Origin of the sequence: Nocardioides dubius, assembly GCF_039528155.1 — a bacterium.
In the GTDB taxonomy this organism is placed as follows: Bacteria; Actinomycetota; Actinomycetes; order Propionibacteriales; family Nocardioidaceae; genus Nocardioides; species Nocardioides dubius.
Window position 1 is genome coordinate 303,938 of record NZ_BAAALG010000011.1, and the last position, 7,724, is coordinate 311,661.

The 7,724-nt window shown below is 69.1% G+C and carries 7 protein-coding genes; 3 read left to right on the forward strand and 4 right to left on the reverse strand.

Annotated features, from left to right (window positions below):
• Window positions 1-40: 40 nt before the first annotated feature.
• Both ABD151_RS14530 and ABD151_RS14535 read right to left on the reverse strand, forming a co-directional pair.
• The gene (locus ABD151_RS14530) at window positions 41-1,537 is read right to left on the reverse strand and encodes a TRAP transporter large permease (protein WP_343995481.1); all 1,497 of its coding nucleotides are present in this window, start codon (window positions 1,535-1,537) and stop codon (window positions 41-43) included.
• A complete protein-coding gene (locus ABD151_RS14535; RefSeq protein ID WP_343995482.1) occupies window positions 1,534-2,052 on the reverse strand; it encodes a TRAP transporter small permease in 519 nt (172 codons plus the stop codon). Before ABD151_RS14535 ends, ABD151_RS14530 begins: the two co-directional genes overlap by 4 nt.
• Window positions 2,053-2,235: 183 nt before the next feature.
• On the opposite strand from ABD151_RS14535, the gene ABD151_RS14540 reads away from it, so the two are divergent.
• Both ABD151_RS14540 and ABD151_RS14545 read left to right on the forward strand, forming a co-directional pair.
• On the forward strand, window positions 2,236-3,213 hold the full coding sequence (locus tag ABD151_RS14540; protein ID WP_343995483.1) for an NAD(P)H-quinone oxidoreductase: 978 nt from the start codon (window positions 2,236-2,238) through the stop codon (window positions 3,211-3,213).
• 95 nt (window positions 3,214-3,308) lie between these two features.
• A complete protein-coding gene (locus tag ABD151_RS14545) occupies window positions 3,309-3,731 on the forward strand; it encodes a universal stress protein (protein ID WP_343995484.1) in 423 nt (140 codons plus the stop codon).
• A gap of 72 nt (window positions 3,732-3,803) precedes the next feature.
• Here the strand turns inward: ABD151_RS14545 and ABD151_RS14550 are convergent, their stop codons facing one another.
• Both ABD151_RS14550 and ABD151_RS14555 read right to left on the reverse strand, forming a co-directional pair.
• The gene (locus tag ABD151_RS14550) at window positions 3,804-4,979 is read right to left on the reverse strand and encodes an alpha-hydroxy acid oxidase (RefSeq protein WP_343995485.1); all 1,176 of its coding nucleotides are present in this window, start codon (window positions 4,977-4,979) and stop codon (window positions 3,804-3,806) included.
• Window positions 4,976-6,790 carry an FAD-dependent oxidoreductase gene (locus tag ABD151_RS14555; RefSeq protein WP_343995486.1) on the reverse strand — a complete coding sequence of 605 codons (1,815 nt, stop codon included), beginning with the start codon at window positions 6,788-6,790 and terminating at the stop codon, window positions 4,976-4,978. Before ABD151_RS14555 ends, ABD151_RS14550 begins: the two co-directional genes overlap by 4 nt.
• Window positions 6,791-6,879: 89 nt before the next feature.
• On the opposite strand from ABD151_RS14555, the gene ABD151_RS14560 reads away from it, so the two are divergent.
• Window positions 6,880-7,716, forward strand: coding sequence for an enoyl-CoA hydratase (locus tag ABD151_RS14560; protein ID WP_343995487.1), 837 nt, complete (start codon window positions 6,880-6,882; stop codon window positions 7,714-7,716).
• Window positions 7,717-7,724: the final 8 nt, after the last annotated feature.

Below are 7,724 nucleotides of genomic sequence, written 5' to 3' on the forward strand. Positions count from 1 at the left end.
GCGGGGACGGGGCGCCGGGCCGAGTCACGGCGGCCTCGCCTCACCCGCTGGTCAGATCGGGGATCGTCGTGGCTATCTCTGGGAAGAAGATGAGCAGCAGGCTGACGATGATGGCCATCGGCAGGAACCAGGCCGCGGCGACGAAGACGTCGCCGAGCGTGATCCGCTGACCGCCGTTGACCTCGGGGTCCTTGACGATGCTGTAGATGATGAACGACAAGATGCCGACAGGTGGCGAGACCACCGCGAGCTCTCCCATGAAGACCGCGAACACTCCGAACCAGAGCAACGAGATCTCCAGGTTCTCCAGCGTCGGGATCAGGATCGGCACGGTGAGCACCAGCATCGGCAGGGGCTCGAGGAACGTGCCCAGCACGATGTAGACCACCAGCATCATCAGCAGGAAGGTGGTGCGATTGAGGTCCATCGACTCGACCCACTCGGAGAACCCGTTGGTGATCCCGGTCAGGACCATCATCCGGGAGAGCATCTCGACGCCGATGAGCATGAAGAAGATGGCACCGACACTGCTGATGGTCGCCACGGCGGCGTCGGCGACGGCCCGGAACGGACCGTCCTTGCGGCGCCACCACAGGGTGATCAGCAAGGACAGCAGTGCGGCGGAGGCGCCGGACTCGGTGGCCGTGAAGGTGCCCGAGAGCGTGCCCCAGATGATCAGGGCGACCAGCACCGGGAGCGGCCAGATCGGGAGCAGCGAGCGGAACCGGTCGGGCCAGGTGGTCTCGCTCCGGACCGCGAGCCGGGTGTCGGCGCCGGACCAGGCAGGGCGCATGATCGCCAGCGCGACGATCATGATCGTGAACATCACGGCCACCAGCACGCCTGGGCCGATGCCGGCCATCAGCTGCGGACCGACCGGCACCTCTGCGATGCCGGCATAGATCACCAGCATGATGCTCGGCGGGATCAGCTGGCCGGGCAGTCCGGCCACGATCACAGCACCGATCGCCATGCGCTTGTCGTAGCCCGCCTTCAGCATCTCGGGGATGCCGATGCGGGCAAGCGTGTAGGTCATCCCGACCGACGATCCGCTGACGGAGGCGAGGCCGGCGCCGGCGAGGTTGGTGCCCACGGCCAGTCCGCCCGGCACCCAGCCGAGCCAGCGCTGTGCCGCAGAGTAGATGGAGTCGGTGAGACCGGCCTTCCAGAGCAGCAGGCCCATCAGCACGAACATCGGGATCACGCTGAGCGACCAGGTCGCCGTCTCGCCATAGGGCATGGTGGCCATGGTCGACTCGACCAGCATCGTCCCACGCAGCGCGTAGAGCCCGAGCAGCGAGGGGATCATCATCGCGAGTGCCACCGGCATCCGCAGGAAGATGAGCGCCAGCATCATGACGCAGCCGAGCAGTCCGATCGCCTCGGGGACGAGCGGCAGGAACATGCCGATCGTGCAGGCGGCGACCGTGCCGAGGCCGATGCTGAAGATCGACCAGGAGCGCAGGCCGGTCACCATCGACGGCGCGGGTCCGTCCGCGGCAGCGGGTGCGGGACGCTCGGACACTTCGGTGGTCATCGGAGGGCCTCCTTGGCTTCGGTCGGCTCGTCGGTGCCGATGAACTCGTTGAGCTCGGCCTCCTCGATCGACTCCTCAGCGACCCCGAAGCGGATCGCGGTGTATGCGGCGTGCAGGAACTGCAGCGTCATGACGCCGAAGGCGAGCGGTGCGAGGTAGTAGGGCTGCCAGGCAGGCACCGGGGTGATCCCCGCGTGCTTGCCGATCTCCCGGGCGAACTGCGCCTCGCCCCAGCCGAACTTGGCCAGTGCGGCAACCAGCACCGCCGCGACCAGGTAGAAGAAGGCGAGCACGAAGCGCCGGCTCACCGTGGGCAGCATCTGGAAGATCAGGTCGGCGGCGATGTGCTGGCCCCGGCGCTGCGCGGCCATGAAGCCGAGGAAGGCGAGGATCGGCATGTACCAGTACTGCGTGATCTCCAGCGTGTAGTCGATCGGGCTGCCGAAGTACTTGCGCAGAACCGCGTTGAGGGTGACGTGCACCATCATCACGAACGTGACGATGACCGCGGGCACCTCGATGGCGAGATCGCCGGCCTGAGACCAGCGCGAACGATGGCTGTGACTTGGGGGCATTTTCGAAGATCCACTCCGTTGCAGATGACGTCGCCCTGCGTGACGCCGACCACAGAGTCTGGCAAGAGAATCGCCCTCCGTCAAGATTTCTCATGACGAATTATTTCGACCTATGCTCGCCTCGTGAAAGCAGTCATCGCATCTGAACCAGGCACGCCCGACGTCCTCGCTCTGCAGGATCTGCCCACCCCCGAGCCCGGCCCCGGGGAGGTGGCCATCGACGTGGTCGCAACCGCCGTCAACCGGGCCGACACCCTGCAACGCCAGGGCTACTATCCGCCCCCACCTGGGGCCTCGGACATCATCGGCCTCGAATGCAGCGGCGTGGTCGCTGCCGTCGGCGACGGCGTCACCCGCTGGGCACCAGGCGACGAGGTGTGCGCACTGCTCGCCGGCGGCGGCTACGCCACCCGAGTGATCGCCCCACAAGGTCAGGTGATGGCCGTGCCGGACGGCGTGGACGTCGCCTCGGCGGCCGCCCTCCCCGAGGTGGCCGCAACCGTGTGGTCCAACGTCTTCATGGGCGCCGGCCTGCGCAGCGGCGAGATCTTCCTGGTGCACGGCGGCGCGGGCGGGATCGGCACCTTCGCGATCCAGGTCGCCAGCGCTCTCGGCGCACGGGTCTTCGCCACCGCGGGCAGCTCGCGCAAGACCGATCTCTGCCTCAAGCTCGGAGCGGAGGGCGTGATCAACTACCGCGAGGACGACTTCGTCGAGATCGTGCGTGCAGCCACCGACCGCCACGGCGCCGACGTCATCTTGGATAACATGGGCGGCTCCTACCTGGGCCGCAACGTCGACGCGCTGGCCATGGGCGGGCGGCTCGCGATCATCGGCATGCAGGGCGGGACGCGCGGCGAGCTCAACATCGGCAAGCTGCTCACCAAGCGAGGCACCGTGCTCGCGACCTCGCTGCGGCCACGCCCGATCGAGGAGAAGGCCGCCATCTGCCGCGAGGTCGAGGAGCGCGTGTGGCCCCTGGTCGCCGCGGGCCGGATCCGGCCGATCATCCATGCCCGCCTGCCGCTCGCCGAGGCGGCGGAGGCGCACCGGATGCTCGAGGCCAGCGACCACGCCGGGAAGATCCTGCTCACCGCTTGAGCCACCGGCCTCGCCGCAACACCACAACCAGGTTATTCATACTGCTAGATTCATCGAGTCGGGCCGGTCCCGCGGCCCTCGACGGAAGGAACGCCATGGCGAACATCATCATCGTCGGAGTCGACGGCAACGAGCCCGCCGAGCAGGCAGCCGGCGTGGCCGCCGACCTGGCCCGCGCCACCGGCGCGGCACTGCACGTGGTCTGCGCCTACGCCCGCGAACAGGTTGCGGAGGTCGAGTTCGACGACAGCACGCTGCAGGTCTCCGTCGCGAAGGAGTCCGCTGACATCGCGGCGCGCGCCGCGAAGGCACTCGGTGCCGGCATCACGACGGTGACCAGCACCGCTGCCCAGGGCCGGCCCGCCGAGGTCCTCACGGCCGAGGCCGAACGACTCGGCGCCTCACTCATCGTGATCGGCAACAAGCGCGTCCAGGGCCTGGCCCGGGTCCTCGGCAGCGTCGCAGCCGCGGTCGCCCAGCACGCGCCCTGCGACGTCTACATCGCGCACACCAACTGAGAATGCCCTGCCGGCCGGGGCGGCTCCGCTCCCGGCCGGTGGGCCGTAGGTGGATCAGGCTGCAGCGCGCCCTCAGCGAGCCGGCAACAGATGCTCACGGCCGAGGTCGGTCGCTGCTCGAACTCCCATCAGATGCAGGGTGCGCCGCAGTTCGGCCTCGAAGATGGCAAGCACGTCGGCGACCCCGGCCTCACCCGCACCCGCCAGGCCGTAGACGTAGGGTCGTCCGACCAGGACGCCGTTCGCGCCGAGCGCGAGAGCCTTGACGACGTCGGTGCCACAGCGGACGCCGCCGTCCATGAGCACCTCCAGGCGGTCACCGACCGCGGCGACCACCTCGCGCAGCGCATCGAGCGTGGCGGGCGCGGAGCCGAGTTGCCTGCCACCGTGGTTGGAGACGACGACACCGTCGGCGCCGATCTCTGCAGCACGCACGGCGTCCTCGGCGTCGAGGATGCCCTTGACGAACATCGGACCGGCCCACTGATCCCGCATCCAGGCAAGGTCGGACCAGGCAAGGTCCGGACGTAGGTTGACCGCCTGGCGCTGAGCCGTCTCGAGCATCCGGGCGCTCTGGCCGGGCTCGACCAGGTTGCGCAGCGCAACCCGGCGGTGGCGCAGGTAGCGCGCGGACCAGGCAGGTCGCAGGCCCGCAGACAGCATCCGCCCCGGGGTGAGCACCGGAGGGATGCCCATACCGTGACGGCGCTCCCCCAACCGGTTGCCGACGACCGGGACATCGACCGTCACGAAGAGTGCGGTGTAGCCGGATCGTCTCGCACGAGCCAGCAGCCCCCCGGTCAGCTCACGATCACCCCACGGGTAGAGCTGGAACCAGTGGTCGGCCGACGTCGCCTGGGCGACCTCCTCGATGGAGTAGCTGGAGCCGGTGCTCAGCACCAGCCGGGTGCCAGCCCGCTCAGCGGCACGCGCCGCGGCGAGGTCGCCCTGCCCGTGCACGGCGCCAATCAGCCCGGTCGGCGCCAGCACGACGGGCAGGCTCAGCTCCTCACCCGCGATCTTCGCGGTGAGGTCGACCTCGGCGATCCCGGCGAGCGCACGTTGCCGCAACGACCAAGCGGCGAACGCCTGCCGGTTCCCACGCAGCGCAGACTCGTCGTCAGCGCCGTTCTCCACGTACTCCCACACCATCCGCGGCAGGCGGCGCCGCGCACGCCGGCGCCAGTCCTCCACCGTCAGCGGTGCGTGGTCGGAGCGCGCCTGGACCTGGAACGGGCCGACCCTCATCGGGACGCGGCATCGCGCCCGGCGATGTAGCCGAAGGTCATGCCGAGCGTGATCGTGCCGCCGGCGCCGCCATAGAAGCCCTGGGTGGTCGCACCGCCTGCGTTGCCGGCCGCGTAAAGCCCGGGGATCACCGCGCCACTGGCATCGAGGACGCGCGCCTGGTGGTCGGTGCGGGGGCCGCCGATGGTGCCGATCGCGCTGGTCTCGATGCGCACCGCGAAGTAGGGCGGCTTGTCGATCGGACCGAGTGCGCCGGTCGCGGGGTTCTTCAGCGCCGGCCGCATCAGCGTGACCAGGGGGCGCACCAACTGCTTGCGCATCCGGTCAGGGCGACGTGCGCGGGCCACGCGACCCAGCACCAGGCCGGCCACGGGGCCGATCAGCTTCGCGATCCGCTTGCGCATCCGCTCCGCGAAGGTCGGCGCCCAGGCGTTCAGCGAGAGCCTGCCCAGGAAAGGGTTGTGGTCGCCGAAGAAGCGTTCGAAGGTGGAGGTGCCGCGCCCGAACCAGGGGTCGCGCCCCTTGGCGGCCTCGGGGTTGTAGGCCTTGACGGTGCGCACCAGGCCATCGGGGTCCACCCCGATCTTCGCGGCCAGCTCCTCGAGAGTGGGGGCCTGGTAGACGTTCGCAGGGTACTCGCCGCCCGGCTCGACACCGAGGAAGCTGTAGCGGCGGTGGTAGTACTCGTCGAAGATCATCCAGGCGCTCGAGTTCGGCATCTCGCCGTTCTCGTCGGGGGTGCGCATCACCGCGCCGAGGTCGTTGTAGGACACGGCTTCATTGGCGAAGCGCTCCCCAGCGTCATTGACCATGATCGTGTGCGGCAGCGCCCGCTCGCCCTGCACCAGCCTGCTGATCGGGCGGCCATCGAGCTCCTCGCCGGGAACCTGGATGCCCGGCTGCCACCAAGCCTGGTCGATCGCCACGAGGTCGGCACCAACCTCCTCGACGAGTGCCAGCGCGTCGCCCCGATGGCCGCGAGGGCTCACCTGGATCGGGAACGGTTTGCCGAGGTGGCGAGTGGTCAGCTCGTCGGAGTCCTCGAAGCCACCGGTGGCGATCACCACGCCCTTGCGCACCGCGACGCTCCGGGTGCCGGCGGCGGTCTGGACGTCGACGGCGTCGACACCTGCATCACTGCGGCCGAGCCGGACGACACGAGCCTCGGTGCGCACGTCGACACCCTTGACCAGGCAGGCCTCGAGGAAGGAGCCGATCATCGCGTAGCCGGCCATCCAGACGCCCTGGATCCCGTTGATCAGCCACAGCGGAAGCGGATTGCGCGCCATGCCGGACTTCTTGGGCGGGCGCACAAGTGCGGCCGCATCGCCGAGGACCGAGGGTGCGAACGGACCTGGGAACAGGGAGCGGAAGCTCGAGGCGCCCTGGATGTCGGAGGTGTAATCGGGCCAGGCGACAGGGATCCAGCTCAGGTAGGTGTGTTCCTCCACGAAGCGCGCGACCTTGGGCGCCTGGTCGATGAAGGTGTCGATGATGTCGTGATCGAGGGTCTGGTCGCGGCCTTGGCCCAGGAGGTAGGTGCGCGCCTCCTCCGGCGAGTCGTCGGTGCCGAGCGCACCGTAGGAGAAGCGATGGTTCGGCACCCAGACGGCGCCGCCGGAGATCGCGGTGGTGCCGCCGATCAGGTTCTCCGACTCCAGGACCAGCACGGAGGCCCCGTCGACCGCGGCGCTCAGGGCCGCCGCCATTCCCGATGCTCCGGAGCCGACCACGACGACGTCGACCTCGCCCGGAAGGCCCAGCTCCGCAGCACTTCCGACCGACCCGGCAAACGACCTCGCAGTTTTCATCGCAACCTCACTCTGAGTAGCCCAAGTTGTGTTCCGAGCCACAACGTACCACAGTTCCTCATGATGAATTAGCCTTGAAAGGGAGCCTGATGTCCGCCACCGAACCCGTGGTCACCTACCGCACCGAGGACCGGATCGCCTACGTCCGGATGAACCGCCCGCGCTACCGCAACGCCCAGAACTCGGCGATGACCTACGCGCTCGACGACGCGTTCCAGCGCGCCGTCGAGGACGCCGAGATCAAGGTGATCGTGCTTCAGGGCTCTGGCGAGCACTTCAGCGCAGGACACGACATCGGCACTCCGGAGCGCGACGCCGACCAGAGCTTCCCGCGCCGCGCGGTGATGCACTGGGACCACGTAGGGCGCGACGGCGCCGACGCCCGGATGGCGCGCGAGAGCGAGGTCTACCTGGGCATGTGCCGACGATGGCGCGAGCTGCCCAAGCCGATGCTCGCCGAGGTGCAGGGCGCCTGCATCGCAGGCGGCCTGATGCTGGCTTGGGCGTGCGACTTCATCGTCGCCTCCGAGGACGCCTACTTCGCCGACCCGGTCGTGCGAATGGGCATCCCCGGAGTGGAGTACTTCGCCCACCCCTGGGTCACGAACCCGCGCGCGGCCAAGGAGCTGCTGTTCACCGCCGATCCCATCTCGGCGGAACGGGCGCACGCCTTGGGCATGGTCAACCACGTGGTGCCGCGGGCAGCGCTGAGCTCGACCACCCGCCGCCTGGCCGAGCGGATCAGCACCCTGCCGGCCTTCGGGCTCAGCCTCGCCAAACGTGCGGTGAACCTCGCCGAGGACGCCCAAGGACTCCGGATCGGGACCGAGGCCGCCTTCGGACTGCACCACGTCGCCCACGCCCACAATGCGGAGATCGGCATCGGCGCCTTGGGTGGCGTCGACCACCGCGACCTGCGTTCGTAGCCAGGCAT